General features: G+C 34.0%; 27 protein-coding genes and 2 pseudogenes. 22 read left to right on the forward strand and 7 right to left on the reverse strand.

What is annotated here, in order from left to right; genetic code table 11:
- The first annotated feature begins 6 nt into the window (after nucleotides 1-6).
- The 7 genes from JJJ02_RS09215 (at nucleotide 7) to JJJ02_RS09245 (ending at nucleotide 5,540) form a co-directional block, all read left to right on the forward strand.
- On the forward strand, nucleotides 7-474 hold the full coding sequence (locus tag JJJ02_RS09215) for a GAF domain-containing protein (RefSeq protein WP_133445335.1): 468 nt from the start codon (nucleotides 7-9) through the stop codon (nucleotides 472-474).
- A 1-nt stretch (nucleotide 475) separates the two neighbouring features.
- Nucleotides 476-1,504 carry a sensor histidine kinase gene (locus JJJ02_RS09220; protein ID WP_240838623.1) on the forward strand — a complete coding sequence of 343 codons (1,029 nt, stop codon included), beginning with the start codon at nucleotides 476-478 and terminating at the stop codon, nucleotides 1,502-1,504.
- Nucleotides 1,505-1,514: 10 nt separating this feature from the next.
- Nucleotides 1,515-2,165 (forward strand): nitrate respiration regulation response regulator NreC, encoded by a 651-nt coding sequence (gene nreC, locus JJJ02_RS09225; protein ID WP_240838625.1) that lies wholly within the window; start codon nucleotides 1,515-1,517, stop codon nucleotides 2,163-2,165.
- An 11-nt stretch (nucleotides 2,166-2,176) separates the two neighbouring features.
- Complete coding sequence (locus JJJ02_RS09230) at nucleotides 2,177-2,683, forward strand: hemerythrin domain-containing protein (protein ID WP_111745245.1); 507 nt, start codon at nucleotides 2,177-2,179, stop codon at nucleotides 2,681-2,683.
- A gap of 167 nt (nucleotides 2,684-2,850) precedes the next feature.
- Nucleotides 2,851-4,008 (forward strand): nitrate/nitrite transporter, encoded by a 1,158-nt coding sequence (locus JJJ02_RS09235; RefSeq protein ID WP_240838628.1) that lies wholly within the window; start codon nucleotides 2,851-2,853, stop codon nucleotides 4,006-4,008.
- Nucleotides 4,009-4,026: 18 nt separating this feature from the next.
- A complete protein-coding gene (locus JJJ02_RS09240) occupies nucleotides 4,027-5,022 on the forward strand; it encodes a ThiF family adenylyltransferase (protein WP_240838631.1) in 996 nt (331 codons plus the stop codon).
- Between the two features lie 11 nt (nucleotides 5,023-5,033).
- Nucleotides 5,034-5,540 carry a MogA/MoaB family molybdenum cofactor biosynthesis protein gene (locus JJJ02_RS09245; RefSeq protein WP_240838633.1) on the forward strand — a complete coding sequence of 169 codons (507 nt, stop codon included), beginning with the start codon at nucleotides 5,034-5,036 and terminating at the stop codon, nucleotides 5,538-5,540.
- On the opposite strand, the gene moaC is transcribed toward JJJ02_RS09245, so the two are convergent.
- Nucleotides 5,541-6,017, reverse strand: coding sequence for a cyclic pyranopterin monophosphate synthase MoaC (moaC, locus tag JJJ02_RS09250; RefSeq protein ID WP_240838635.1), 477 nt, complete (start codon nucleotides 6,015-6,017; stop codon nucleotides 5,541-5,543).
- A gap of 65 nt (nucleotides 6,018-6,082) precedes the next feature.
- Between moaC and JJJ02_RS09255 the strand changes: the two genes are divergently transcribed.
- From JJJ02_RS09255 to desA, 7 genes are all read left to right on the forward strand, one after another.
- Nucleotides 6,083-7,330, forward strand: coding sequence for a molybdopterin molybdotransferase MoeA (locus JJJ02_RS09255; RefSeq protein WP_240838637.1), 1,248 nt, complete (start codon nucleotides 6,083-6,085; stop codon nucleotides 7,328-7,330).
- Nucleotides 7,324-7,827, forward strand: coding sequence for a molybdopterin-guanine dinucleotide biosynthesis protein B (gene mobB, locus JJJ02_RS09260; RefSeq protein ID WP_240838639.1), 504 nt, complete (start codon nucleotides 7,324-7,326; stop codon nucleotides 7,825-7,827). Before JJJ02_RS09255 ends, mobB begins: the two co-directional genes overlap by 7 nt.
- Complete coding sequence (locus JJJ02_RS09265) at nucleotides 7,814-8,254, forward strand: molybdenum cofactor biosynthesis protein MoaE (protein ID WP_239242068.1); 441 nt, start codon at nucleotides 7,814-7,816, stop codon at nucleotides 8,252-8,254. The genes mobB and JJJ02_RS09265 overlap by 14 nt, the downstream gene beginning before the upstream one ends.
- 5 nt (nucleotides 8,255-8,259) lie before the next feature.
- Nucleotides 8,260-8,493: a MoaD/ThiS family protein gene (locus JJJ02_RS09270; RefSeq protein WP_240838642.1), complete on the forward strand. Its 234-nt coding sequence runs from the start codon at nucleotides 8,260-8,262 to the stop codon at nucleotides 8,491-8,493.
- Nucleotides 8,494-9,126: a molybdenum cofactor guanylyltransferase gene (gene mobA / locus JJJ02_RS09275; protein WP_239242066.1), complete on the forward strand. Its 633-nt coding sequence runs from the start codon at nucleotides 8,494-8,496 to the stop codon at nucleotides 9,124-9,126.
- Nucleotides 9,104-10,117, forward strand: coding sequence for a GTP 3',8-cyclase MoaA (gene moaA / locus JJJ02_RS09280; protein WP_240838840.1), 1,014 nt, complete (start codon nucleotides 9,104-9,106; stop codon nucleotides 10,115-10,117). The genes mobA and moaA overlap by 23 nt, the downstream gene beginning before the upstream one ends.
- 225 nt (nucleotides 10,118-10,342) lie before the next feature.
- A complete protein-coding gene (gene desA / locus JJJ02_RS09285) occupies nucleotides 10,343-11,356 on the forward strand; it encodes a Delta(5) desaturase DesA (RefSeq protein WP_240838644.1) in 1,014 nt (337 codons plus the stop codon).
- Nucleotides 11,357-11,414: 58 nt separating this feature from the next.
- Here the strand turns inward: desA and JJJ02_RS09290 are convergent, their stop codons facing one another.
- From JJJ02_RS09290 to JJJ02_RS09300, 3 genes are all read right to left on the reverse strand, one after another.
- Nucleotides 11,415-12,449, reverse strand: a complete 1,035-nt coding sequence (locus tag JJJ02_RS09290; RefSeq protein ID WP_240838646.1) for an SDR family oxidoreductase — start codon at nucleotides 12,447-12,449, stop codon at nucleotides 11,415-11,417.
- An 89-nt stretch (nucleotides 12,450-12,538) separates the two neighbouring features.
- Nucleotides 12,539-13,684, reverse strand: coding sequence for an MFS transporter (locus JJJ02_RS09295; protein ID WP_396614741.1), 1,146 nt, complete (start codon nucleotides 13,682-13,684; stop codon nucleotides 12,539-12,541).
- A 160-nt stretch (nucleotides 13,685-13,844) separates the two neighbouring features.
- Nucleotides 13,845-15,296: an NAD-dependent succinate-semialdehyde dehydrogenase gene (locus JJJ02_RS09300; RefSeq protein WP_240838649.1), complete on the reverse strand. Its 1,452-nt coding sequence runs from the start codon at nucleotides 15,294-15,296 to the stop codon at nucleotides 13,845-13,847.
- A 119-nt stretch (nucleotides 15,297-15,415) separates the two neighbouring features.
- Here JJJ02_RS09300 and JJJ02_RS13350 point away from each other — a divergent pair, with 119 nt between their 5' ends.
- The 6 genes and pseudogenes from JJJ02_RS13350 (at nucleotide 15,416) to JJJ02_RS09325 (ending at nucleotide 19,428) form a co-directional block, all read left to right on the forward strand.
- Nucleotides 15,416-15,538, forward strand: a complete 123-nt coding sequence (locus JJJ02_RS13350) for a hypothetical protein (RefSeq protein ID WP_255724840.1) — start codon at nucleotides 15,416-15,418, stop codon at nucleotides 15,536-15,538.
- 161 nt (nucleotides 15,539-15,699) lie between these two features.
- The gene (locus JJJ02_RS09305; RefSeq protein WP_149459927.1) at nucleotides 15,700-16,317 is read left to right on the forward strand and encodes a CadD family cadmium resistance transporter; all 618 of its coding nucleotides are present in this window, start codon (nucleotides 15,700-15,702) and stop codon (nucleotides 16,315-16,317) included.
- A gap of 19 nt (nucleotides 16,318-16,336) precedes the next feature.
- Nucleotides 16,337-16,671: pseudogene (locus JJJ02_RS09310) on the forward strand (ArsR/SmtB family transcription factor).
- 173 nt (nucleotides 16,672-16,844) lie between these two features.
- Nucleotides 16,845-17,234, forward strand: coding sequence for a transcriptional regulator (locus JJJ02_RS09315; protein ID WP_240838652.1), 390 nt, complete (start codon nucleotides 16,845-16,847; stop codon nucleotides 17,232-17,234).
- Between the two features lie 136 nt (nucleotides 17,235-17,370).
- Nucleotides 17,371-17,939, forward strand: a pseudogene (locus JJJ02_RS09320) (tyrosine-type recombinase/integrase).
- 604 nt (nucleotides 17,940-18,543) lie between these two features.
- A complete protein-coding gene (locus tag JJJ02_RS09325) occupies nucleotides 18,544-19,428 on the forward strand; it encodes a nuclease-related domain-containing protein (protein ID WP_240838655.1) in 885 nt (294 codons plus the stop codon).
- A gap of 167 nt (nucleotides 19,429-19,595) precedes the next feature.
- On the opposite strand, the gene JJJ02_RS09330 is transcribed toward JJJ02_RS09325, so the two are convergent.
- Both JJJ02_RS09330 and JJJ02_RS09335 read right to left on the reverse strand, forming a co-directional pair.
- Entirely contained in the window at nucleotides 19,596-20,300 is a 705-nt protein-coding gene (locus tag JJJ02_RS09330; RefSeq protein WP_240838658.1) for a M50 family metallopeptidase, read from the reverse strand.
- A 66-nt stretch (nucleotides 20,301-20,366) separates the two neighbouring features.
- Nucleotides 20,367-21,644 (reverse strand): DUF1958 domain-containing protein, encoded by a 1,278-nt coding sequence (locus JJJ02_RS09335; protein ID WP_240838661.1) that lies wholly within the window; start codon nucleotides 21,642-21,644, stop codon nucleotides 20,367-20,369.
- A 301-nt stretch (nucleotides 21,645-21,945) separates the two neighbouring features.
- Here JJJ02_RS09335 and JJJ02_RS09340 point away from each other — a divergent pair, with 301 nt between their 5' ends.
- Complete coding sequence (locus tag JJJ02_RS09340; protein WP_111716871.1) at nucleotides 21,946-23,163, forward strand: NupC/NupG family nucleoside CNT transporter; 1,218 nt, start codon at nucleotides 21,946-21,948, stop codon at nucleotides 23,161-23,163.
- 200 nt (nucleotides 23,164-23,363) lie between these two features.
- Here JJJ02_RS09340 and JJJ02_RS09345 read toward each other — a convergent pair whose 3' ends face one another.
- Nucleotides 23,364-23,903 carry a hypothetical protein gene (locus JJJ02_RS09345; protein WP_239242050.1) on the reverse strand — a complete coding sequence of 180 codons (540 nt, stop codon included), beginning with the start codon at nucleotides 23,901-23,903 and terminating at the stop codon, nucleotides 23,364-23,366.
- 344 nt (nucleotides 23,904-24,247) lie between these two features.
- Between JJJ02_RS09345 and JJJ02_RS09350 the strand changes: the two genes are divergently transcribed.
- Nucleotides 24,248-25,843, forward strand: coding sequence for an L-lactate permease (locus tag JJJ02_RS09350; protein ID WP_240838663.1), 1,596 nt, complete (start codon nucleotides 24,248-24,250; stop codon nucleotides 25,841-25,843).
- Nucleotides 25,844-25,872 lie beyond the last annotated feature (29 nt).

A 25,872-nucleotide genomic window follows, 5' to 3' on the forward strand; every position in this document is an offset into this window, starting at 1 on the left:
GGTAGCATGGAAGCGATACACTATAATTATCAAGATGAAGTAGATCAATTAAAAGATAAATTAAATGTAGATTTTGTTGGCCTTGCAATGCCCTCTGATCTAATCTTACAGACTGATATACATTGGACATTTGTATCGGGAGCTACAAACGAAAGATATAAAAAAATAGAACTTCAAAAAGGAAAGGGTATCGCCGGATTTGTTCTCAAATCCGGCCGTTCCTGGATAGAATTAGATATTTCAACAAGCAGTATTGCAACGCATATTTTTGATTTTCCGATAGTGAGATTCGAGAAGTTAACTAATTTTATGGCTATACCTCTTTGGAAATATAATAAAGTGGCAGCGGTTCTACTTGTCGGCAATAGAGAACAACGTCCATTCAATCTAGAAGTTTATGAAACAATTAATGGTGAGTTAGATAAAGGATTTGGTGCATTTTATCGTAAGGATGTGATTAATAGTGTCACTTAGTATGAATCAATTTAATCAGAATTTATTAGAAGAACTGATCAAATATTATTACAATGATACGGAAGAATTAATCATTTTCATCAATGCGGATAACTCAATTATTACGATGAATGATGCTGCAAAACGAGTACTAAATTACGAAAAGAATTTAGATGTGTTACTTGAAAGTTTTTGTTCAACTTGTATGGGTTATACAAATGAACATGCATTGATGACCTGTATGAATTGTTTTATGAAAGAAGATAAAAACAATCAATCATTTCAACTCTTTTTAAAGAATGAAATTGGAGAACCTGTTGCATATTCAGCATCTTATGTAGTACTTCAGAATGCACCAAATGTGAAAGTCCTTACATTACAAAACGTTTCTCCACAACTTAGAACGCAGGAGATGCTACATCAAAAAACTATCACGAAAAAAATTATCAATGCACAAGAGAATGAAAGAAAAAGAATTTCTCGAGAATTGCATGATAGTGTAGTTCAGGAACTACTCAATGTTGTGGTTGATTTAAGATTGCTGAAATATAAAGATGATGAAGATAGAAATAAGCATATACAGCTCATGGAAGGGTCAATGTCACGACTGATGAATGATATTCGGAATTTATCGCTTGAATTGCGTCCTTCCTCACTTGATGATCTCGGTCTTGTTGCAGCATTTCGCTCGCACTTCAAACAATTAGAGAAGAACTATGGTTTAGATGTCCAGTTCGATACAAACATACAGTCGGAGCGCTTCTCAAATGAAATAGAAACTGCAGTTTACCGTATAACACAGGAAGCGATACTTAATGCTTTAAAATATGCAAATGTTGATGTGGTGCACGTATTAGTTCAAAAAGAAATAGATGAACTGATTGTAGAAATTAGTGACAATGGAGATGGATTTGAGATTGGACAGACACCTAAAGGCACAGGGCTAGGTTTATATGGAATGCAGGAACGTGCAGAAATCGTAAATGGCTCTGTAAAAATTAACAGTGAGAAAGGTAAGGGGACTTTTGTAACACTCACCATTCCACTGTAGGGGGAGTAACATGAAAATAGTAATTGCTGATGATCATGCAGTGGTCAGAACTGGTTTTTCCATGATTCTTAACTATCAGAAAGACATGGAAGTTGTTGCAACTGCTGCTGATGGATTAGAAGCATTTCAAGTTGTAGCAACACATAAACCGGATGTGTTAATTATGGATTTAAGCATGCCACCAGGAGAATCTGGATTAATTGCAACCGGCAAAATTAAAGATGCATTTCCTGATACTAAAATATTGATTCTTACGATGTATGATGATGATGAGTATTTATTTCATGTATTAAAGAATGGCGCCAATGGCTATATATTAAAAAATGCGCCGGATGAAGAACTGATTCAGGCAGTAAAGACAGTTTATGCTGGAGATACTTATATTGATCCGAAGATGGCAACCTCACTTGTTCATGAGCTCATTCATCATGATAGTGAATACTCGGCAAAAAATGATCACTTAAAAATACTATCTAAAAGAGAGTTAGAGATTTTACCACTCATCGCTAAAGGCTATGGTAATAAAGAGATTGCAGAGATGCTCTTTGTTTCTGTTAAGACAGTCGAAGCACATAAAGCAAGAATAATGGATAAGTTGAACTTAAAATCAAAGCCTGAGCTAGTAGAATATGCTTTAAAGAAAAAATTATTAGATTTTTAGGACGTGGAGATATGCAACAATTCCAGACAAAGATGAAAGCATTACGCATATTAGAAAATGAGCATATGCTCATTAGAAGTTTAATGCATGAATGGTTTAGTGAAATGCAAATTGTTAAAACATGTGCACCGCTCGCACGTTTTGAACATGTAAACAACATACGTAAACTGATGACAGCGTTTATTCCCATATTGATTAAGCATCAGGAAAAGGAATCCCGCTTCTTCTTTCCTATCCTAGGTTCTTACATCGGAACAGATCAAGGTCCCATTATTACGATAGAAGCAGAACACGATGAGATGATGCAGTATTTTGATCACTTCTTAGAGGTGACAAAGGTGATGAATTACGAAGTGGATGATATCCCTTTAATCATGCAGGATTTAAATGAAGGCTATGAAATCTGTATGGTACATATGTACAAAGAAGAAAATGTACTGTTTCCGATGGCAGAAAAAGTATTCAAGATTAAGGATGAAGATTTGCTGCTGGAAGTAGTGAATACAAAAATATTATAAGTATAGAACGCAGGATAATAATTATTCTGCGTTTTACTTTTTGTACTGTACAACATATAGGGAAACTTTCCTCATCATAGGGGAAATCCCCAATTATATACGTACTTAAAAAGCCTTAAAATAAGTTTGTATAAATAATCACAAACTCATAAAAAAGGGTGAAACGTATGAACAAAGCATCAGGTAAAGTGCAGTTAACGCTTCAAACGTTCAGTTTATTAGCTGGATTTATGGCTTGGACAATTATTGCACCGTTATTACCATTTATGTCTCAGGACTTCTCAATTCCTGAAAGTCAGAAAGCAATCATTTTAGCAATTCCAGTTATTTTAGGTTCTGTATTACGTATTCCATTAGGATATTATGCAAACTTAATCGGTGCACGAAAGGTATTTTTAGGAGCATTTATATTCCTGCTCATTCCTGTATTTTTACTTAGTATGGCGCAATCGACTACAATGTTGATGATTGCCGGTCTTTTTCTAGGGGTTGGGGGCGCAATCTTCTCTGTAGGTGTTACAAGTGTGCCAAAATATTTCCCTAAAGAAAAGCATGGTCTTGCTAACGGTATTTACGGTATGGGTAACATCGGTACGGCAGTATCAGCATTTGCTGCGCCACCTTTAGCGAACGCGATTGGCTGGAGTAACACAGTAAAATCATATTTAATCGTTATGGCTTTATTTGCTTTACTGAACTTCTTATTCGGTGATAAAGATGAACCGAAAGTTAAACAACCATTGATGGATCAGATTAAAGGTGTATTGCCAGAGTATAAATTATACTTATTAAGTTTCTGGTACTTTATCACTTTTGGCTCTTTCGTAGCATTCGGGTTATTCTTACCGAACTTTTTAGTTAATAATTTTGGTTTAGATAAAGTTGATGCTGGTATTCGAACAGGTACGTTTATCGCAATAGCAACGTTGCTACGCCCTGTAGGAGGTGTGCTTGGTGATAAGCTACGTGCAATGGATGTATTAAAGGTTGTATTTGTCGGATTAATCATTGGGGCAGCAATGCTTTCTATTAATCATCAAATCTTCTTCTTCACTGCAGGATGTTTAATCATCTCTGCTTGTGCTGGTCTAGGTAATGGTCTGATTTTTAAATTAGCACCGACTTATTATTCTAAACAGGCTGGTATTGTAAACGGTATTGTATCGATGATGGGTGGTTTAGGTGGTTTCTTCCCGCCATTAGTCATTGCTTTTTGTGCAGCAAGCTTTGGTACGAATAAACCGGCTTTCGCTTTCCTTGCAGTGTTTGGTATAATTGCCTTAATAACAATGTTCTGGATGGATAAAAAAGAAGGTAGAAAGTAACGGAATTGAGGGGTAGTCATGACAAGATACGATAGACAAATAAAGTTTTACGGGATTGGTGAAAGTGGTCAATCATTCATCGAAAATGCTACAGTTGGTATTGTTGGGTGCGGCGCATTAGGCACACACTTAGCAGAATCTATTGCTAGAAGTGGCGTAAAAAAAATTGTTATCGTCGATCGTGACTATGTCGAAGTTTCAAATTTGCAACGACAATCACTTTTTAAAGAATCAGATGCTGAACTGAGCACGCCTAAAGTTGTGGCATGTGAACGAGAATTAAAAGCTATACGCAGTGATTTAGAAATTGAAACTTATATAGCACATTGTGATGCGTCGCTTCTTGAAGCGGCGTTTTTGCAATGTGATTGTATATTAGATGCGACGGATAACTTTGAAACGCGATTGGTTATCAATGATTTTAGTTATAAAAATAATATACCGTGGATTTATGGTGCATGTGTAGAATCTACATACGTTGCCTGTCCATTTATTCCTGGTGTAACACCATGCTTTAACTGTGTAATGGGTATACTTCCTGTAATGAATAGAACATGTGATACTGTAGGAATTATAGAGCCTGCTGTGAATCTTGCGACAAGCTATCAAATGATGTATTGTATGAAAATTTTAAGTAAAACACCATTTGATGCTAAACTCATATTCGGAGATGTATGGCAGATGGATCATACAGCTTTGAAGTTCTCTAAAATGTTCAATGAAAAATGTATAACATGTGGTGACGATAAGACGTTTCCTAATCTATTGTTTAAGCAAACGGAAACGATGCTTTGCGGGCGAGATACAGTACAATTTATGACGTTAAAGTTCAATGAAGAGGAACTTATTCGTCATTTAAAAGCACAAAATATTATGTTTAATGTAAATCCTTATTTCATAAGGTTTAAGTTTATGGATCGACCTATGATATGGTTTAAAGGTGGCAGGTTATTGATTCATGAAGTGAAGACAGTCAATGAAGCTAAAAAAATCTATCATCAGTTATTTGGGTAGGAGGAAAATCAATGCATAACGAACATGATAATATCGAGCGTAAACCATTAAAAGTTGCAGTAATAACGGTGAGTGATACCCGTGACTTTGATACAGATAGAGGTGGCAAAGCAGTGATTCAGCATTTAGCTGATATAAATATTTCTGTCAATAAAGCCTACTATTCAATCGTAAAAGATGATCAGGCGGAAATTCGAAAGGTGATTCAACATCTTTTACACGAGAAAGTAGATGTGATTATTACAACTGGTGGAACGGGAATTGCGAAGCGCGATGTAACGATAGAAGTGGTGAAATCAGTCATCGATAAAGAAATGGAAGGTTTCGGAGAGATTTTCAGATTTTTAAGTTATACAGAAGATGTAGGACCGCGGGCGATTCTTTCACGTGCGATTTGTGGCACGAAAGATAACACGGTAATCTTCTCAATTCCTGGTTCGGTCGGTGCTGTAAATTTAGCAATGAAGAAGCTCATTACACAACAGATTCATCATATTGTGCATGAGCTTACAAAATAATTAACGTTTAAAATCGCCATTTTTTCCGCCAGATTTTGAAACTAAATATGTCGGTCCGATAATCATGCCTTTATCGACTGCTTTAGTCATATCATAGATCGTCAACGCTGTGGCGCTTGCTCCAGTTAATGCTTCCATTTCTACACCAGTCTGACCGGTTGTTTTAACAGTGCAAGTAATCAGTATTTCGTAACCATCTGTTGTATCCCATTCAAATGTAATATCGATACCACTCAAATTAAGCGGATGACACATTGGAATAATTTGTGCGGTGTTTTTGGTAGCCATAATACCTGCAACTTGTGCAACGCCAAGCACATCGCCTTTTTTATTTGTATGGTTGATAATCTGATCGTAAATGATTTCATTTACTTTGATTGAACTTATAGCGACTGCAGTGCGCGTAGAAATTTGTTTATCCGAAACATCTACCATCTTAGCTCTACCTTGTTCATTAAAGTGAGTCAATTCGCTCATAGAATTACTTCCTTTCTTATATACTTATATTAATCATACTACAATTTTAGAGCAGGAGGATATATATGTTAGAGAGAAGAACACCAATACCTGTTAGTGAAGCGATTGAGAAATGTATCAAATATGCCAAGCGAAAAGAAGTTAAAGAAATTAACTATCTTGACAGTTTAAATTATGTTTTAGCAGAGGATATCATCGCGACTTATGATATCCCCATGTTTAATAAGTCTCCATATGATGGCTTTGCAATTCGTAGTGAAGCAAGTGCTGGAGCGAGCGGAGACAATCGCGTCGCTTTTAAGGTAGTTGACCATATTGGGGCTGGTAGTGTAAGTGAGAAATCACTCAAAAATAAAGAAGCAGTACGCATTATGACAGGTGCTAAAATTCCTGCAGGTGCTGATGCAATTGTAATGCTTGAACAAACTGTAGCTACAGATGATGGGTTTACACTAAGAAAGCCATTTACGAGTGGTGAGAACATTTCATTCCAGGGTGAAGAGTGCAAAAAAGGTGATACTATCCTCAAGCGAGGTACGATCATTAATGCTGGAGTGATTGCGGTACTTGCAACCTTTTCTTATGCAACAGTGAAAGTATATCAAAAGCCATCAGTTGCAATCATCGCAACAGGAAGCGAGCTTGTTGACATCGATGAAGCACTATTACCCGGAAAAATAAGAAACTCAAACGGCCCGATGATTATGGGGTTATGTAAAGAGATGAATATTCAAGTGTTGAATTATCATGTAAAAGCGGATGATTACGAAACACTTTTTAATGCAGTGCGTGATGCATATCAAAATCATGATATTGTTATTACGACAGGTGGCGTGAGTGTCGGTGACTTTGATTATATGCCACAAATTTATAAAGACTTAGCGGCTGATGTATTGTTTAATAAAATTGCGATGCGACCAGGTAGTGTAACGACAGTAGCAGTAAAAGCAAATAAATTCTTATTCGGGTTATCAGGTAATCCAAGCGCATGCTATACAGGATTTGAATTATATACACGTCCAGTGTTACGAACAATGATGGGTGAAAGAGACGTTTACCCAACGTTTGTAAAAGCAATATTATCCGAAGATTTTACGAAAGCTAACCCTTTCACACGTTTTATACGTGCGGATCTTGACTATAGAACGATGACTGTAAAACCAAGTGGTTTCAATAAAAGTAATGCAGTAATAGCAATTGCTAAGAGCAATAGTATGATTATATTGCCAGGTGGTACGAGAGGATTTGTTGCAGGTGATACGGTTGATGTATTAGTGAATAGATTGTCGCCATCAGACGGTGTCCCATGGTAAAAATATTACAAGTAGTAGGATATAAAAAAAGTGGCAAGACAACAACAATGAATACAATGATACGTTTATTAAAGACTAAAGGATTAACAGTTACTGTTATTAAACATCACGGAGACAAAAATGGTGACGAAATAGATATACCTAAATCACGTGATCACATTACTTATATGGAAAGTGGTGCTGATGAGAGCATCGTACAAGGTTATCAATATTTACACAAACTGATAAAACAAGAAGATATAGATGTGCTGAATAACTTAGAGTATATTATGCAACACGAAGTTACTTCTCAACCGGATGTAATCCTTATAGAAGGTTATAAGCAGGCAAACTATGATAAAATAGTATTATTTAAATCGACTAAAGATGAGTTGGATTTAAAAAGATTAATCAATATAAAATTAATGGTTGATACTTCAAAAGATCAACAGGAATGCACTACAATGATAGAGACATTTATAAACAAATGGGTGGATGATACACGTGAAACAATTTGAAGTTGTAACGATGCCAATCGACGTTGAGCATTATAGAAAAATGACTGTAACACCGCATCAAGGTGCAGTATGTGTTTTTACAGGCATTGTCCGTGAATGGACACAAGGGGTTAAAACAGAGTATTTAGAGTATGAAGCATATATTCCGATGGCTGAGAAAAAGCTCGCACAAATCGGTAAAGAAATTAATGAAAAATGGCCAGGGACTATTGTAAGTATCGCGCATCGTATCGGTAATTTACAAGTGTCAGAAATTGCAGTGGTAATCTGTGTTTCTAGTCCGCATCGTAAAGACAGCTATGCTGCGAATGAATACGCAATCGAACGTATAAAAGAAGTCGTTCCAATCTGGAAAAAAGAAATTTGGGAAGACGGAGAAGAATGGATTGGTGGTCAGCGTGGTTACCATCCAAATTACAAAGGATGATATAGATGAAAGTATTATATTTTGCACATATTAAAGCTAAAGTAAATCGTTCTCAAGACGAGTTTATATTTACTGAGCCTATTTCAGTAAATGATTTGAAAGCACACTTAGGAAAGACATATCCAAACATTCAAGGCGAAAGCTATCAAATAGCTGTGAATGAGGAATTTGTTAAGGATGACGAAATAATTCATAACCACGATATTGTTGCACTCATCCCGCCAGTAAGTGGTGGTTAAATGATAGGAGTTATTCTTGCAGGTGGTAAATCTTCTCGTTTTGGAAGTCATAAATCGCTATACCCACTTGATGAGAAACCATTCTATGAACATGTTTATCATACAATGATTGAAAGTGGTATAGAGCGAATTGTATTGAGTTCAAATAAGATGTTATCGCAATATTTTATAGATGATATAAAGATGCGTCAACTTGATATTGAAGTGATTGTTGATGAAGTATCTTATAAAGAATGTGGACCATTATCTGGTATTTATGCAGTAATGCATGCAATACCAGATGAAGACTATTGTGTAATTTCTGTTGATACACCTTTTGTCACTCCAGTTGCAATTCGGTACTTAAATGAAATGGCAGGTATACACAATAGATCAAATGCTATCTTATATCAAGACAATGAGCAAATACACAGAACGATAGCTGTATATCGCTATGCGTTATTACCAATCGTAAAAGAGTCACTTGATACAGGAAGACTTGCATTAAAAGAATTGACGCAGCAAAGTACAACATTGATTCATATTAATCGCATTAACAGCACACCGTTTTGGTATGAAAATATCAATACTAAAGAAGATTTAAAACGTGTCCTCAAATTAAGGAGTGGATATTATGGGACAAATAACAGATAAATTAGGGCGTCCGATCCGCGACCTTAGAATTTCAGTAACGGACCGTTGTAATTTTAGGTGCACATATTGTATGCCGAAAGAAATATTCGGCGATGATTATGTCTTCTTACCGAAAGATGAGTTACTTTCATTTGAAGAACTTGTGAGGTTGGCAAAAATTTATGCCAAGTTAGGTGTGAAAAAGATTCGAATCACAGGTGGGGAACCTTTACTACGACGTGATTTACCAAGTTTGATAGAAGCATTTAACAACATTGAAGGTATTGAAGATATCGGTCTTACGACAAATGGTCTTTTATTAAAAAAACATGGACAGGCGTTATATGATGCAGGTTTACGCCGTATCAATGTATCACTTGACGCGTTAGATGAATCATTTGAAGCAATCAATGGGCGTGGTATTACAGCGAATCAAATTTTAGAACAAATTGATTATGCAGTATCTATCGGTCTGAAAGTGAAGATGAATATGGTCATTCAGAAAGGTTTAAATGATGAACAGATGATACCGATGGTGCAATATTTTAAAGATAAGAAAATCACGTTACGTTTTATTGAATTCATGGATGTAGGTAATGATAACGGATGGAATTTTGATAAAGTCATCTCAAAAAAAGAAATGATCGAAGTCATTTCCGAAGCTTTTGATATTCAACCAGAAGCACCAAAATATTTTGGTGAAGTTGCGAAATATTACACACACGACAATGGTGCAAAACTTGGATTTATTACGAGTGTTTCTGAGTCGTTCTGTTCAACTTGTACGCGCGCACGTTTAAGTTCTGACGGTAAGATATTCGGGTGTCTTTTTGCGACAGATGGTTATGATATCAAATCGTTTATGAGAAGCGGTGTCAGCGATGAAGCGCTTGAAACGAAACTTACTCAACTGTGGAACAATCGAAGTGATCGTTATTCGGATGAACGTACTGAAGAAACAGTGAAAAACAGAAAGAAGAAAAAAATCAATATGAATTATATCGGTGGATAATTTTATTTCCTATACTAATATAATTTTTAGAATATATGCAATGTGATTGTATAGTGTTTAACCGCTTATTAATAATAGTAAAATAGCATTTGGTCTGTTTTTAAGACTAGGTGCTATTTTTTATGTTTTATTATTTAGATGAAACGTTTATAATAGTTAAGTAAAGACTTTTTGTAACTGATTAGGGAATACTGGCTTCATTATTATTTTATTTAGAGGTGACCTATGGAAAGGGATAAAAAGTTAATGTTAAGAAAAGCAGTAAAGCCGTATGAGAAATCTGAATTTCAGTTGAGTATCATACAAATTTTTAATACGCTTGTACCTTATTTACTATGTATCATTTTAGGGATGTTTGCGTATCAGATTTCGCCATTGATTTCAATTGCACTTGGTGTAGTTGGGGCGTTCTTTTTAGTACGTAGTTTCATTATTTTCCATGATTGCTGTCATGGTTCATTTTTTAAGAACAAAAAGTGGAATGATCGTTTAGGCAATTTCACAGGGTTTTTAACGTTATTTCCATATCAACAATGGCGCAGAGAACATAATATTCACCACGCTACGAGTGGGAATTTAGATAAAAAAGGTGTCGGTGATATTGGGATGATGACAATTGAAGAATATGAAGCTGCTGATAAGAAGACGCAACTTGCTTATCGCATATATCGAAATCCATTTGTGATGTTTGTTATTGGCCCGATTTATCTATTGCTTGTTTCAAATCGATTCAATCGTAAAGATGCAAGACAAAAAGAAAAAATCAACACATGGTTGCATAATATAGCAATTGTTGTAGTATATGGAGCAATTATTTATTTCTTCGGTTTTGGATTGTTTGCTGCAGTATTTATTCCAGTAATGTTTGTCGGAGGAATGCTTGGGATTTGGATGTTCTATATTCAGCATACCTTTGAAGAGTCTTACTTTGAAGAAAATTCAGAGTGGGATTATGTAAAAGCTGCGGTTGAAGGTAGTTCGTATTATAAATTGCCAAAATTATTGCAGTGGTTGACTGGTAATATAGGTTTTCATCATGTGCATCACTTAAGTCCGCGAATTCCAAATTATTACCTGGAAAAAGCACATGAAGAAACACCGCCTTTACAGCATGCAACAACAATTACTTTAAAGACAAGCTTAGAATCAATACGATATAAGTTATATGATGAGAAAAAGAAAGTGTTTATTACTTTCAAAGAGTATTATCAAAACTATGCAAATAAAAAAGTAATATAAAGTAACTAACGTGTTACTGAACTGAAAAAAAGGATTTGGACATATGTCCAAATCCTTTTTAAGATTTAAAAAATACTTCAATGATATGGTCGAGTTGTGCTGTCGTAAGTGTCAGTGTGTTTTCCCCTGTTTTATCAAGCATTGATTTTGTATTGGTTTCATCAAAAGTGATTGATTTTTTAAAATAAGGTTCGAATACATCGATATAACCATTCAGGATAGCTTCCTGGTCATTCATCGTATGTTGATCGCTTGTAGGTGCAACGGTTAGTTGATCGAAGTTTAAATACTTTTTAATAATTTCTAGTACTGCCAAGTTTTCAGGAGGTTGGTTATTTGTAATATGATAAATTTTCCTATCTTCAGCATTTGGTATTGCACGTGTTAATACACGAACGACATAATCAACTGGAACTAAGTTAGAAGTACAGTTATCATCTACAAATAATCGATATATATGTTTGGCGCTTTCTGGATTACGATCCATCTTGCGTTTGAAAACTTTTAAAGCTTTCATGAAGCCATACATCGTAAACTTAGAGTCTGCTTCGCCTGTAACTGAATCTCCGATGATAATTGCAGGTCTTAAAATAGATGTTTTCATATGTGAAGCAGCAACTAAGTACTCGGCTTTTACTTTGCTTTCTTCATAAGGATTATTTGTTTCTGCATCAATGTCGTGTAATATTTCTTTTGCATCTTCATTAATGCCTACAGTATAAGCTGTAGATACATAAAGGAAATGATTCGTATTGATTTTTTCAGCAAAAGCTAATGCATGTTTAGTACCTTCGTAATTAATCCTAAATAAATCTTCTCTTAAATCTTCGTCAAATTTTACAAGTGCCGCTAGATGATAAAAATAATCCATAGCAGGAAGACGCGAAATCGTATTGTTATCTACGCCAAAATCTTCTGCAGTAATATCACCTTTAATAAAATGTAATCTGTCTTTGTTGTCTTCTGTAATAAGTTTATTTTTACGATGCTCATCACGATACAGAACATAAAGTTCATAATCTTTATTGTTAAGCAAATTATTAATTAGTTGGGCTCCTACAAATCCTGTTGCACCCGTTAAAAATATTTTCAAAGTTTTCACATCCATTATTTTTGTTAAGTACTTTCTATTGTGCAATAAATTGTATGGATAAGTAAAGAAAAAACCAAGACAAAAAAGTCTTAGTTTAATGCATCATAAATATGTGCCTTTCTTCCATGTAAGATGAAATATACAATCATACCGATGACTACGACAATACCCATATAAAAATACAAGCCATGTAATCCGATAATTGGAATGAAGATACCTAATAAATACGGTCCAAAACCTAATGCAAAATCTAAGAAGATAAAGAAAGTAGATGTAGCGAGACCGATTTTTTGAGGTTCCGTTCGTTTTACCGCAGCAGCTTGCGCGATTGATAAAAAGTTGCCATATCCGAATCCTAGTAACATCGCACTAATTATTAGCATCATAGGAGTGTGCGTTAAGCTAAGTGAGAGTAACCCTGCAATAAATGCGAGCATTGCAGGTACCATAACGACATTTGTACCTCGTGTATCCATTAGTCGACCTGTAAATGGTCTGGATAATAATACGACAATAGCATATGCTAAGAAAAAGAAGCTACCGGCAGTGACCATATTATTCTCTTTTGCAAAAAATGAAATAAAACTGAGTACGCTAGAGTAAGCAGTACAACAAATTAACACAACGATTGCAATAGGAATAGCATTCGTATCGATAAAATTAGAAATGTGTAGACCTTTAGGTGCCTGTGATTTTAATCCTTCTAGATCTTCATTGACTTTGATGCTTGGTAACATGAAAAGTGCGATTAACGCTAATGCTAAACAGAAAATAAATAGTTGTCTGAACGTTATAAATTGTAATAAGAACATTCCTAGGAAAGGTCCTACAGCAGTTGCCATTACAGCGCTCATGCTGAAATAACTTATACCTTCACCACGTCTTTTCTTTGGGGTAATAAATGCGGCAATCGTACCTGTAGCGGTAGAAGCTATCCCGCAGCCTATACCGTTTAATAAACGAACAGTAATAAGAACGGTTAGATCGAATGAAACAAAGTAAAGTGCAGTTGTTACAACAAATATAATGACACCAATTACAAGTGTTTTTTTCTGGCCGATGATATCAATATATTTTCCAGCCCAAAATCTGCCGAATAAGCTTCCAACAATAAAAATACCTGAAACAAGACCAGCTGTACTTGTTGAAACATGATAATGTTCAACAGCGTAACCACCGATTGTAACAAGTAATAAAAACATTGAAAGCATAATAATGAAATTGATTAGTGACACGAGTACAAATTCTCTTGTCCATAATTTATCTACTGAATGTGACAAATAATCATTCCTTTCTTAAGTGATATATTGAAAATCAATAACTAAGATATTATAGGCCTGTTTCATCTATAAGTAAATATAATAAGCTTAAGGAAAATGTCCCTTAAGCTTAATTTTATAAGAATTTAGTGTTAATAAATTTAGCAGTAACGTATTCTTTAATACCGAGGTGAGAATTTTCTCGGCCGAATCCTGAATGTTTTACACCACCAAATGGGGTTTCAGGATTTGAAATCGCTACTTCATTTATACCAACCATACCATACTCAAGCGAAGTAGCTATCGTTTGTATCGTTTTGCTATCTTTAGCATAAGCATAACTTGCTAAACCGAACTCACTGTCATTCGCCATTTCGATGACTTCGTCTAAAGTATCAAATGTTATGATTGGAATAACTGGACCAAATGTTTCTTCATAGAAGATATCCATTGTGCGATTAACGTTATCTAAAATTGTAGGCTGGAAGAAGAAACCATTATCATATTCATCACCTGTTAAACGATGACCACCTGTAACAAGTGTTGCACCTTTATCAGTTGCATTAATAATTTGTTTCTTAATTTTATCTATAGCATCTTCTCGTATAAGTGGTCCAACATTCGTATCTTCATTAAGGCCGTTTCCAACTTTAAGTGCTTCAACTTTTTCAGTAAGTTGTTTTAATACATCATCTTTAATAGATTTATGAACGAAAATTCTATTTGGTGCAATACAAACTTGTCCGTTATTACGGAATTTTGCAGCCATTAATCCTTCTACCGCAGCATCGATATCTGCATCTTCATTGATAATAAATGGCGCATGTCCACCAAGTTCAAGTGACATTTTTTTCAATGTATCAGCTGATTGTTCATAGAGTGCTTTACCAATAGGTGTAGAGCCTGTGAATGTTATCTTCTTAACTAATTTTGAAGAAGTCATTGCTTCACCTATTTCTTTAGAACTACCCATTACGATATTGGCAACACCTTTAGGTAATTCAGCTTGTTCGAATAATTCGAAGATTGCTAATGCTGAAAGTGGCGTATCACTTGATGGTTTAAGGACAACTGTATTTCCTGCTGCAAGTGCAGGTGCGATCTTTCGAGTAATCATTCCTGATGGGAAGTTCCATGGTGTGATGGCACCAACGACACCAACGGGTTCATAGGCAATTTCATACTTATGGTTATTTGGTGCAGGTATTGTTTCACCATAGAGACGACGTGCTTCTTCAGCGTTCCATCTGAAACTTTCAGCACCGGCTAGTACTTCTAGCTTAGATTCTTTTAGTGGTTTACCTTGTTCAATCGTCATGATTTCTGCAAGACGATCAGCATGTTCTTCTAGTAAATCAGCAATGTTGTGTAAGTATTTAGTACGATCTTTTAATTCTAAACTTTTCCATGGTTGAAAAGCATCATGGGCTGCCTGAATTGCATCTTCTACTTGTGTCTCGTCAGCTTGTGCAATTTTAGCGATGACTTCTCCTGATGCAGGATTAATTAAATCTTTATATTCAGCGGTCTTTACCCATTCTCCATTGATAAATAGATCTTTATGAACATTGTTAATTGATTCTGTCATTTATATCCCTCTTTCTATATTTTGCTTGTAGTTATATTTTCCCTTGCATAATGAAGTTAAACAAATGATATGCTTTGTGAGTTAAGGTATACTAATAATTATTTCATTAGTCTTTACAATTGCAGTCAAATGAGAAAATAAAGGCTCTTGAGATTGAGTTACAGGAAGTTAAAGACGATACTTCTCAAGCTGATACAAATAAAGTTGATAGCTTTTATAAAGATTTAAGAGAAGAGAAGTAAGAAAGTAATAGCACGACAAATAAAAAAGGTGGCTTGTTGTCACGTTTCTTTAAGTGATATTAAAAAATTATTGAGTTAAAATAACATTCAAAAATATACTTGAATGTTATTGATGGATATGTTAAGCTTCATTCAAACGAATTTTTGAATGAGGTGCTTTTATGTTTCAAACTATTATTACTGCTACTGTTTTATACACAGCAACTGCTGTAGACTTATTAGTTATTTTATTAATTTTCTTTGCTAGAGCTAGCACAAAGAAAGAATATAGAAACATCTATATTGGACAATATCTAGGTTCTATTATTTTAATATTAGTAAGTTTATTTTTAGCTTTCGTATTAAATTATGTTCCAGAGAAATGGATGTTAGGACTGCTAGGTATAATACCAATTTATTTCGGTGTTAAAGTAGCATTATATGACGATTGTGCTGGTGAAAAAAGAGCAAAAAAAGAATTGGATAAAAAAGGATTATCAAAATTAATAGGAACTGTGGCATTAGTGACTATCGCAAGTTGTGGTGCTGATAACATTGGATTGTTTGTTCCATATTTTGTTTCACTTAATATGTCAAATCTAATAGTTACACTTATTACATTTTTAGTGTTGATATTTGTATTAGTTTTTACAGCTCAAAAAATTGCTAATATACCTGGAATTGGTGGTACTATTGAGAAGTATAGTCGTTGGATAATGGCTGTTATTTATATAGGACTAGGAATGTTTATTATCATAGAAAATAAAACAATTCAAACAATTTTAGAATTTTTATTTTAGATAAGGGTGTTGAAATTAAATGAATAAATCTATTACTTGTGACATAGTATGTGTTCATGAAGATAAAGTGGACAAAGCGTTAGATTTTTTAAAAATTGAGAAGTCGCAAAGATTACTTAATATTTTTCAAAAAATATGCGATGAAAAAAATTAAAAATTGTATTGTCTTTACTGAGTGAAAAAGAACTTTGTGTCTGTGATATTGCTATCATTCTAGATATGAGTGTGGCTTCTACATCTCATCATCTTAGATTATTGTATAAAAATGATGTTCTTGATTTTTATAAAAATGGGAAAATGGCATATTATTTTATTAAAGATGAAGAAATTAAGTTATTTTTTAGTAATAATTAAGCAATCATATTTCTGTGACTGCTTTTTTTTATTCTCATTCATGTAACACAATATGTATTGAGTTGTATTAATCATAATATTAGGTGAAGATACGAATTTAAAGAGTTTATAAAAACTGTCTTTCTATTTTAATTTAAGCTATAATATAGGCGAAAAATAATGGGAGGTTTGTTATGATTTTGTATAAACTTGGTAGTATAAGAACAAATAATTTCAATGACCCAGAAATCATGAAAAAAATAGGTAGCATGTGGGAAAACGTATTTAATAAATATGATATAGAAAATGCTAATATGTATGCTGTTTATGAAGAATATGAATCTGACTATAAAGGTGATTATACTTTATCATTGTATACCACTAAAGAATATGACGCTGACACAATAGAAGTAAGTCTTAACGATATGACATTATATCGATGTGAAAATAGAGAAGAAATTCCAAAAGTTTGGGCTAAAATATGGGAAGATGAGGAACAAAACATAATAGAAAGAAAATACGATAGGGATTTTGAACAATATAATTCCGATAATACTATTAATATTTTAATATCTACCAAATAAGCCAATCATTAAATTGATTGGTTTTTTTTTACCTTGAATAAAGTAACACAATATAAATTATGTTACATGACAAACCCCGACACCAAAGGGGTTTATTTTTATAACTGGAATAATGTATCATATAGGAGGGATTTTAATGAATAGCGTGGAACCGATTCGAGACGTAAAAAAGATACAGGAGATGAAAGAGGCACTTGCCTATTATGGATCAGAGCGAGACGTTTTTTTATTTAATCTCGGGATTAACTGTGGTCTGAGAGTGAGTGGTATGTTGGGGCTGAAGAAAAAAGATATTAAGGACTATACAATCAAACTCCGAGAGCAGAAAACACGTAAACAGAAACAATTCCCCCTTTATCATCTAAAGGAGGATATTGATCGTTAAATTCAGTTCCTGAAGGACGAAGATTATCTGTTTAAAAGTAGTAAACTCGATTCTGAGGGCAATAGTAAACCGATTAGTCATGTACAAGCCTATAGAATCCTGAACCATTCAGCAAAGCAATCGGTTTAAGTGAAATCGGCACACACTCGATGCGAAAAACGTTTGGTTATCATTATTACAGGAAAACGAAGGATGTCGCATTGTTGATGGATTTATTTAATCATTCATCTCAATCTGTGACTCTCAGTTTTATAGGCATTAATCAAGATGAGGTAAACCAATCTATCACAAATATAATGACTAATATATATAATATCTAATTCTTCAAAATTTAATAAGAAATAACTTTTCAAGAAAATATCCTGATAACAAAAATCCAAAGATAGATACAAAGGATATAGCATACATTTTTATTGTAATGGAAAGAATATAGCCAGCCGCAATAGAAGCTATAGGTGAAAAAATTTGAGGAAAAGTTGATTCTATACCAAAGTATCTACCTTAAAATTCATCAACTGAGTTAAGTTGTTTATACACTGACATAGAAACATTTACAAGTCCAACTCCAATGCCTGTAGCAATCATTAATAGGATAAAAATAATGAATGTATTTTCAGATTTACTCCAAATGAATAAACAGGCTATTATCAAGTAAGGTACAGTTAGTAACAGGGTGGATTTGTGTCCGATTTCTTGACACAAATCCAAGATTATTGTCGCCACTCGTTGGGATTATGTGAGAAGCATCTGTTGTGTCGTTTATAGTGATCATCGTGATATGCACTATGCTGGTACAATGTATTCGTATTAAGTTTTTAAAAGACATCACTTTGTAGTGGTTTTTTTGTGTAAAATTTATACATCTGTAATAGTAATTTTACAACGATTTGATATATGTAAGTTATCACTTAATGGAGGACAATTATGATTCAGCCACCACGAATTGTTGTACTGGAAGATATATTGAAGCGTCGTTTGCCTAATTATGAATATAGTGAAGATTATCACCGTAGTTACTATGGTTATTTAGGTGAGTTACAGTTCTTGAACGAATTTCCTGTGGAAGATAAATATATTCAGCTGTTTAATATTTGTATAGAGTTCGAAGGTCAGTCTTTTGAAGTTGATCGCATGATTTTAACCGGAGAGAAGATATTTGCATTTGATGTAAAGAATTATTTTGGAAAATTTGTGAATGAAGGGATGGTCTGGAAAAAGCCTGGCTTTAGTTTAAAGAATCCAGAAGTACAATTTGTAACGATGCATGAAACATTGACTGGATTGATTCAATGGATGGAAACAGGGCATACTGTTGAAAGTAAAATGATATTTATTAATAAAGGATTTTCATTTCAAAATAAAGTTTTTGGCATGGTAAAGTACTATGATATAGGTCGTATAATGAAGTCGGTTGGAGAATGCGCACCAGCAGGAGAACTTGAAAGCAGAATGGCAAGTTACTTTAAGGATATCCATAGACCAATTAGTTTATATGATCGAAGACCGAATTTTAACTTTGAAAAAGTTAAGCGCGGATTGCAATGTACGAAATGTGGTTCTGAAATTAACGTTATTTGTGATAAGACGAAAGCAATTGTGTGCAAAGGGTGTTTGAAGCGCATGAAGAAGATGGAATTGATTAGAGATAACTTAATAGAATTAGAAGTATTGTTAAATCGCCCGATAACGACAAAAGATGCACATCGTTGGGTTGGGAGAGAGTTGAGAAATACTACTTATAGAGTGTTGGAGAAGTACTTTAAAAAAGACGGGGAACAGTACTTTTATTTCACGAATTATTATAAATAAATTTAAGAGGATATGGCCCGATTCAGGAAGGGAACCGTGCCAAACAAGATGAAATGGCTCGATTGGACTAAGGAACCGTGCCAAAACAAGCAAAATGGCCCGATTCAAATAAGGAACCGTGCCAAACAAGATGAAATGGCCCGATTCAACAATAGAATCGACCCATTTCATCCCAATATCAAGACTTTCACAACGTACCAGCAACTTCCGAGTTGCACTATTATAAATAATAAATAATAAACCAAAACTGGCAATCTTGTTAGACGGCTTAACATTGCACCATCCCAAGAGGTATTCCCCTGGAAATAGATGATAGTCATCGTATAGCTTGATAGAATCGTGTCAGCTAATAGAACTCCTAGCACGATATAAATAATCCAATCTCCAACCACCCACATTGAAACAGCATCCTGATAACGATAATACAAATAACATCCACCGGCAATTAATAACATCACAACAAAAGGAAATATCTTTCTAGATGTTTTTACAAAATAATAGAGGAAAACAAGTCCTAGTAATATCCAAAAACCGATTTGCCACGCTCTCGATAAACAAAATACTCCAAGTATTAAAAATAGTGGTGGAAACATATAACCTGCGATAAAAGTAGCAAATCGATTCCAACCAGATGTCGTATGTGAAACAGCATAACCGTTACGTCCAGTTGAAAGTCGTTCAGTTCTTCTTGTCACGATAACGATGTCGCTTACATTTCCCCCGGTTAACTGACATATTAATGCATGTCCGAATTCGTGCAATAATGTTGGTAAATAACTCAACCACAACATCAATACATTCGGCCGATTATAGTAATACAATGATAATATTAAATAAATGCTAGCAAATGCTAACAATAAAAAAGTATTCAAATGGTTCACCTCATAAAGATAGTAGCATAAAAAAAGATGCGACTCCTCAATCTGGAGTCGCATCTTTTAGTTCTTCTTAATTTTCGGCCAATAATAGTAAACCAATATCCCGAGTCCCAATAAAAATGAAGAAATTAAGGCGGTCATTATTGATAAATAATGATCGTTCCAAAACTTCTTCAATTTATATTGCTGGTAATCTTCGTATTTGACACTTGCAGGTTTATAATCATTTGATACAAATTGACGTTCATAATCATAATGAACACTACCATCTTTTAAAATTAATTTCCCAGGCTGATTTTTTTTCACGATATCATATAAATCATTATGAACATAGTATTCTTTACCGTTAAATTTATGTACGCCTTTTGTTAAAACCTTCTTATATTCATATTTATTAAATGCATCCTGCATCACAGCGTTAGCCATTTTATTTCTATTGTATTCCGCATCAGGATCTAGCCAATGTTGTACACCTAGAACGACTGCGATAACACGCATGTTTTGCTGTTTAGCGGTAACTGTTACATTGAAACCAGCTGTATCACTAGAACCAGTCTTTAATCCGTCTGCTCCTTTAAAAGGATATTCTCCTCCTTCTAAAGAATGGTTGTATGTATGGAAAGATTCTTCATCTTCAGTGCCGGGTTTAACAGTAACAAACGCTTTTTTAGTAAACTTTAAAATTTCTGGATGTTCGTTAACTAGATGCTGGCTTAATATTGAGTAATCTCTCGCAGAAGTTAAGTTATCTCCATCTGCTTGATAACGCTTTGGTTTATATTGAAGAAGCATATTATTTGGTGCACCGACAGGATTTAAGAAACGTGTATTTTTCATACCAAGTGCTTTTGCAGTTTTATTCATACGATCCACAAAATCAGAATCGTCTTTTTCTACTAAATTCACTAACATATAAGTTGCCGCGTTACTTGATGGTGTTACTGCGAGCTGAATAAGATCAGAGACCTTATAAGTGGCACCTTTTCTAAACACGTTATTGCTTAACATCGGTAAACGAGCAATCGTCCAATATTTGTCGTTAACTGTTACTTTCGTATTAAAAGTAATTTTTCCTTTTTCCATTTCTTCCATTAACAAATATATTGACATCAATTTAGACATAGAAGCGGGTGGTGCTTTGGTATCAATATTATCACCATATAGAATCTGACCATTTTTTTCTGCAATAACAATCGTACCTTTAGGATTATATTTAGGAGCTATATTCATCCCTTGCTGTGTTGCAATTTCAGATGGTGTCACTGCTGAAATCGATCCTGTAAATGAAAAGAAAAGAATAAAGCTTACAATTAAGCTTTTTAAATTATAATTTTTCATGATATAAAACTCCTATGTTCTGTTTTCAATGATTACATTTTATCATAATACCCTAATAGAAAAAGACATTCATCATTTTTGAAAAATATTTTTTCGTAAATAGAGTGTAATATGACAAAATAAAAAATAAAATACAGATGATATTATTGGTAAAACGTTTTCAAAACTTTTAATATTCGAGATTTGAAAAAATAATAGCATCGGTATGAAAAAATGTTCGTAAATAAATGAAAATAATTGTATTGTTTGCAAGTTAATCATGCTATAATCTTTAAGATAAAAAATTTAAAAGGTGGAAATCATGAATACTTATTTATTACTTAATGTTTTAGGTATCTTTGTCTTTATTTTAGTCGCATTTGTTTTCTCTCGTGACAAGAAAAATATCGACTGGAAATCAGTCGTTATTATGTTAGTTGTTAACTTATTTTTAGCTTGGTTCTTTACGCAATTCCCTTGGGGACGTAATGGTGTAAAAGCTGTAGCAGATGCATTTAGCTGGATGTTACAAGCAGCTTATGTAGGTATCGGAATGCCGTTTGGTAGCTGGACAGCACCAGGACCTGGAAAAATGGATATGGCAGTTTCAGCATTATTACCGATTCTTTTCGTAGTACCTTTATTTGATATTTTAATGTATATCGGTGTGTTACCATTTATTATTAAATGGTTCGGTTGGTTAATCGGTAAAGTAACTGGTCAACCTAAATTTGAATCATTCTATTCAGTTGAAATGATGGTCTTAGGTAATACTGAAGCTTTAGCGGTATCAAAAGAGCAAGTTAGTCATATGAATGCAGCACGTGTACTTACTGTTGCGTTGATGTCGATGAGTTGTATTTCAGGTTCAATCGTTGGTGCTTATGTAACAATGGTGCCTGGTGAATTAGTGTTAACAGCAATTCCATTAAATATTATTAACGCAATTATTATCGCAACTATTTTAAATCCAGTTAAATTAACACCGGAAGAAGATTATGTTGTTGAAATCAAACATGAAAATCGTCAACCATTCTTCTCATTCTTAGGTGACTCTGTATTAGGTGCAGGTAAATTAATCTTAATCATCATCGCTTTCTTAATTGCATTCGTATCATTAGCGGCATTTGCTGATATGTTATTATCTTTATTAGATAAATACATTGGCATGCAAATTCGTTTAAAAGATATTTTAGGTTTATTTATGTTCCCATTCGCAATTCTTTTAGGATTACCTTTTGGTGAAGCATGGACTGTCGCAGGACATATGGCAACTAAAATCGTTACAAACGAGTTCGTAGTTATGATCGGAATTCAAGATGCAATGAAATCAATGGACAACCACATGAAAGCGGTACTTGTTACATTCTTAATCTCATTTGCCAACTTCTCAACAGTAGGTATGATTATTGGGGCGTTAAAAGGTATCGTCGATGTGAAAACTTCTGACTTTATCGCTAAATATGTACCTATGATGTTACTAGCAGGTATTTTAGTATCACTTTTATCAGCAGCATTCGTTGGTTTATTCAGCTGGTAAGAATTAATATTAACTTCATATTGAATTAATAAAGACTTGTTATAATATATATGTAATAAAGCGAAATATAAGGGAGACGGTTCTTTTGAAAAGACTGTTAAGGGATCTTAGAAGACGCTTGAAACGTGCATTTAAATCGAATAAGAAGTCATTAGCAAACTAAGACAGGGTTGGAGATATCTCCGACCCTGTCTTAGTTTTTATTTTGTTGTCATAAAGCCCGTAAGTTTATAACTGCCCTTTGATTTTACGAAATCAAACTTATTTTTAATATTGTAATGTGCTTTATAAGTATATGTTAAACCGTTCTTAATACGTTTCGTATTTGCAGGTGTACCATATACTTTTTTTATTTTAGCTGTAGAAATGGCATAGTCATCAAACTTAAAGTATATACCTCTAAGTTTTGAATTATTATGGAGCTTATTATTTTTTAAACTAAAGATAAATGTTGCATTTCGTGATTGATATACACCGTTACGTAATTTTTTATAAGCAATCTGGTTATTTTTCATCACGCGCTTGAATATTCCGTATTCAGTATTAATGTTTACACCATCGTACGTGAAACCATTCTTATTTATTGCATTCTTAAAAGTTGTCTTTAAAACTGTACTATCATCCATATCACCTTTGTGCCAGTAATAATATCCTGCAGCATCAGCATAGTTCGGAGCAATAAACGTCATCGAAAGAGTGCCAGCAAGTAATGTTGAGCCGATAGTTATTGTTTTCTTCATTGTTTCGTCCCCCATAAAAATGATTTATTTTGTTATTATTTGCATTATATTTAGTTACAGTTTACCCTTTAATTAAGCAAAATAATCATCTCATTCAGTGTTTTAGCTGAAATTCGTTAGTTTAAAGGCTATTACACTAAGTACTGTGCTTAAATTGACATGTTTTAAAACATATATTTAGAATTTGTGAAAATAATCACAAAAAATGCTTGCATATCATTTCATAACGTTGTAGTATGGAACTGTATTAAGGGTATTCGATTTAAGATAGTAACAGTTTTCTTTGTTTTCATAAAAAGTAAATATCCTAAAAAACAAATTTTAGAAAGAAAGAAGGAAAAGAGATGTTCGTAGAATCGTTCGATCCATTCAACAATTTAGCTTTATCAGCAATTGTTGCCGCAGTACCTATTATAATGTTTTTATTATGCTTAACAGTTTTAAAAATGAAAGGTATCAACGCAGCAATACTTACGCTTGTTGTAACTGCGTTAATTGCATTATTCGTATTTAAAATTCCTGGTGCTGTAGCAGCAGGTGGTGTAACAGAAGGAATTGTACAAGGTTTATTCCCGATTGGTTATATCATCGTTATGGCTGTTTGGTTATACAAAGTTGCTGTAGAAAGTGGGAAATTCCAGGTTATTCAAGATTCGATTTCTGGTATTTCTGCTGACCAACGTATTCAATTATTATTAATTGCATACTGTTTCAACGCATTCTTAGAAGGAGCAGCAGGATTTGGTGTACCAATCGCAATTTGTGCTGTTTTACTTGTACAATTAGGTTTTGAACCATTGAAAGCTGCGATGTTCTGTCTGATAGCTAACGGTGCATCAGGTGCTTTTGGAGCAATTGGTATACCTGTTGGTATTATCAACACATTAGGTTTAAAGGGTGGCGTAACAGCAATGGATGTTTCACAAACGTCTGTATTCACGTTACCTATTATTAATATAGTTATCCCATTCTTATTAGTATTTATTCTGGATGGTTTTAAAGGTATTAAAGAAACATTACCTGCAATTTTAGTTTCAGGATTAGTTTACACTGGTATGGGAATTGTTATTACTTTATTCATGGGACCAGAACTTGCTGCGTTATTACCAGCTTTGATTGCGATGGCAGCATTAGCTTTATTCTGTAGCAAATGGCAACCAAAAAATATTTTCCGTTTAACAGACGATGAAGTAAAAGTAACGAAACATCCATCGAAAGAAATCATTACTGCATGGAGTCCATTCTATTTCTTAACTGGTTTAGTATTGTTATGGAGCTTACCAGCATTCAAAGCATTATTCGCTGAAGGTGGGCCATTAGCAAAAACAATTCTTACATTTACAATGCCTGGTACGTTTAATGAAACACTTGGCAAAGGTGTAATGATTAAACTAGACTTAATCGGTGCAACGGGTACTGCTATTTTAATCGCAGTATTACTTACAATTGCGTTCTCACCGAAAATTAATATTGGTAAATCGATTGAATTACTTGGTCGTACAATTAAAGAATTATGGATTCCAATCGTAACGATTTCAGCAATATTAGCTATTGCTAAATTAACAACATATGGTGGGTTAACTGTAGCAATGGGTCAAGCAATTGCCAAAACAGGTTCGATTTTCCCATTACTTTCTCCAATTTTAGGTTGGATAGGTGTATTTATGACTGGTTCAGTTGTAAATAACAACGTATTATTTGCTTCAATTCAAGCGACTGCAGCAAGCTCTATCGGTACAAATCCAGCATTGCTTGTAGCAGCAAACACTGCTGGTGGTGTTATGGCTAAATTAATCTCACCACAATCAATTGCAATTGCATCTGCAGCAGTTGGAGCAGTTGGGGAAGAATCAAAATTATTAAATATGACGCTTAAGTATAGTATCGCGTTACTCGTATTTGTATGTCTATGGACTTTTGTATTAAGTATCATGCTTTAATTCATAGCATTAATAAATTCAAAATAAAC

Origin of the sequence: Macrococcus sp. PK, assembly GCF_022501545.1 — a bacterium.
GTDB lineage: Bacteria > Bacillota > Bacilli > Staphylococcales > Staphylococcaceae > Macrococcoides > Macrococcoides epidermidis.

Excerpts from the sequence above, each read along its gene's own strand:
- JJJ02_RS09215 (WP_133445335.1), top strand. The coding sequence starts at position 7 with ATGGAAGCGATACACTATAATTATCAAGATGAAGTAGATCAATTAAAA.
- JJJ02_RS09220 (WP_240838623.1), top strand. The coding sequence starts at position 476 with ATGAATCAATTTAATCAGAATTTATTAGAAGAACTGATCAAATATTAT.
- nreC (WP_240838625.1), top strand. The coding sequence starts at position 1,515 with ATGAAAATAGTAATTGCTGATGATCATGCAGTGGTCAGAACTGGTTTT.
- JJJ02_RS09230 (WP_111745245.1), top strand. The coding sequence starts at position 2,177 with ATGCAACAATTCCAGACAAAGATGAAAGCATTACGCATATTAGAAAAT.
- JJJ02_RS09235 (WP_240838628.1), top strand. The coding sequence starts at position 2,851 with ATGAACAAAGCATCAGGTAAAGTGCAGTTAACGCTTCAAACGTTCAGT.
- JJJ02_RS09240 (WP_240838631.1), top strand. The coding sequence starts at position 4,027 with ATGACAAGATACGATAGACAAATAAAGTTTTACGGGATTGGTGAAAGT.
- JJJ02_RS09245 (WP_240838633.1), top strand. The coding sequence starts at position 5,034 with ATGCATAACGAACATGATAATATCGAGCGTAAACCATTAAAAGTTGCA.
- moaC (WP_240838635.1), bottom strand. The coding sequence starts at position 6,017 with ATGAGCGAATTGACTCACTTTAATGAACAAGGTAGAGCTAAGATGGTA.
- JJJ02_RS09255 (WP_240838637.1), top strand. The coding sequence starts at position 6,083 with ATGTTAGAGAGAAGAACACCAATACCTGTTAGTGAAGCGATTGAGAAA.
- mobB (WP_240838639.1), top strand. The coding sequence starts at position 7,324 with ATGGTAAAAATATTACAAGTAGTAGGATATAAAAAAAGTGGCAAGACA.
- JJJ02_RS09270 (WP_240838642.1), top strand. The coding sequence starts at position 8,260 with ATGAAAGTATTATATTTTGCACATATTAAAGCTAAAGTAAATCGTTCT.
- mobA (WP_239242066.1), top strand. The coding sequence starts at position 8,494 with ATGATAGGAGTTATTCTTGCAGGTGGTAAATCTTCTCGTTTTGGAAGT.
- desA (WP_240838644.1), top strand. The coding sequence starts at position 10,343 with ATGGAAAGGGATAAAAAGTTAATGTTAAGAAAAGCAGTAAAGCCGTAT.
- JJJ02_RS09300 (WP_240838649.1), bottom strand. The coding sequence starts at position 15,296 with ATGACAGAATCAATTAACAATGTTCATAAAGATCTATTTATCAATGGA.
- JJJ02_RS09305 (WP_149459927.1), top strand. The coding sequence starts at position 15,700 with ATGTTTCAAACTATTATTACTGCTACTGTTTTATACACAGCAACTGCT.
- JJJ02_RS09315 (WP_240838652.1), top strand. The coding sequence starts at position 16,845 with ATGATTTTGTATAAACTTGGTAGTATAAGAACAAATAATTTCAATGAC.
- JJJ02_RS09325 (WP_240838655.1), top strand. The coding sequence starts at position 18,544 with ATGATTCAGCCACCACGAATTGTTGTACTGGAAGATATATTGAAGCGT.
- JJJ02_RS09335 (WP_240838661.1), bottom strand. The coding sequence starts at position 21,644 with ATGAAAAATTATAATTTAAAAAGCTTAATTGTAAGCTTTATTCTTTTC.
- JJJ02_RS09340 (WP_111716871.1), top strand. The coding sequence starts at position 21,946 with ATGAATACTTATTTATTACTTAATGTTTTAGGTATCTTTGTCTTTATT.
- JJJ02_RS09345 (WP_239242050.1), bottom strand. The coding sequence starts at position 23,903 with ATGAAGAAAACAATAACTATCGGCTCAACATTACTTGCTGGCACTCTT.
- JJJ02_RS09350 (WP_240838663.1), top strand. The coding sequence starts at position 24,248 with ATGTTCGTAGAATCGTTCGATCCATTCAACAATTTAGCTTTATCAGCA.